The sequence below is a fragment of the Polynucleobacter sp. 39-46-10 genome, assembly GCF_002282275.1.
Window position 1 is genome coordinate 1 of record NZ_NCJB01000491.1, and the last position, 1,321, is coordinate 1,321.

Consider the following 1,321-nt stretch of genomic DNA (forward strand, 5'->3'; position numbering starts at 1 on the left):
TCGTAGATCAAGTCAACAATCAACTTGAGTTCATGCAAGCACTCGAAGTAAGCCATTTCAGGAGCGTAACCAGCCTCAACCAAAGTTTCAAAACCAGCTTTAATCAACTCGACTGCGCCACCACAAAGAACAGCCTGCTCACCGAACAAGTCAGTTTCAGTTTCTTCACGGAAGTTTGTTTCAATAATGCCGGCACGACCACCACCGTTTGCTGTTGCATATGACAAAGCAACATCACGAGCAGAGCCAGATTTATCTTGGTATACAGCGATCAAATGTGGAACACCGCCACCTTGAGCATAAGTTCCGCGAACAGTGTGGCCTGGTGCTTTAGGGGCAATCATGATGACGTCCAAGTCGGCACGTGGCTGAACTTGACCGTAGTGAACGTTAAAGCCGTGAGCGAATGCCAATGCAGCGCCTTGCTTAATATTTGGATGCACTTCTTTGTTGTACACCTCAGCGATTTGCTCATCAGGCAAGAGCATCATGACTACATCTGCATCTTTAACAGCTTCGCCAACCTCTTTAACTGTCAAGCCAGCATTCGCAGCTTTGCTCCAAGAAGCACCGTCTTTACGTAAACCAACAGTCACGTTGCAACCTGAATCTTTGAGATTCAAAGCATGTGCGTGGCCCTGTGAACCGTAACCAATGATGGTGACTTTTTTGCCTTTAATGAGGGACAAATCAGCGTCTTTATCGTAAAAAACTTTCATGCTCTTTCCTTGTATTGAAAATGTAGTTAATTCAGTAATCAGTTAAAAAAAATTAAACCTTGAGAATGCGTTCACCGCGCCCAATACCAGAACCACCCGAACGGACAGTTTCCAGAATTGATGCACGATCAATCGAATCAATAAAGGCATCCAATTTAGCGCCATCACCAGTCAATTCAATGGTGTAGCTCTTATCAGTCACATCAATGATGCGACCACGGAAGATATCCGTTGTACGCTTCAACTCTTCACGCTCCTTACCTACCGCGCGAACTTTAATCATCATCAACTCACGCTCGATATGAGGGCCTTCAGTCAAATCAAATACCTTCACCACTTCAACCAAGCGATTTAAGTGTTTTGTAATTTGCTCAATCACATCCTCAGAGCCAATCGTGACTATCGTCATACGAGAAAGTGAGGGATCTTCAGTAGGTGCAACACTTAAGGTTTCAATGTTGTAGCCACGTGCAGAGAACAAGCCAACAACTCGGGACAATGCGCCTGGTTCGTTCTCTATCAATACAGAAATAATATGTCGCATTAGAGATCCTCGCTACCCAAAAGCATTTCAGTAATACCCTTACCCGCTTGAACCATTG

The 1,321-nt window shown here is 44.7% G+C and carries 2 protein-coding genes; both read right to left on the reverse strand.

Going from position 1 to position 1,321, the window contains the following annotated elements:
• Window positions 1-719: ketol-acid reductoisomerase (gene ilvC / locus B7X71_RS17070; RefSeq protein WP_293601619.1), on the reverse strand; the 719-nt coding region annotated here is incomplete at its 3' end.
• A 52-nt stretch (window positions 720-771) separates the two neighbouring features.
• A complete protein-coding gene (ilvN, locus tag B7X71_RS17075) occupies window positions 772-1,263 on the reverse strand; it encodes an acetolactate synthase small subunit (RefSeq protein ID WP_015420909.1) in 492 nt (163 codons plus the stop codon).
• Between the last annotated feature and the right edge of the window lie 58 nt (window positions 1,264-1,321).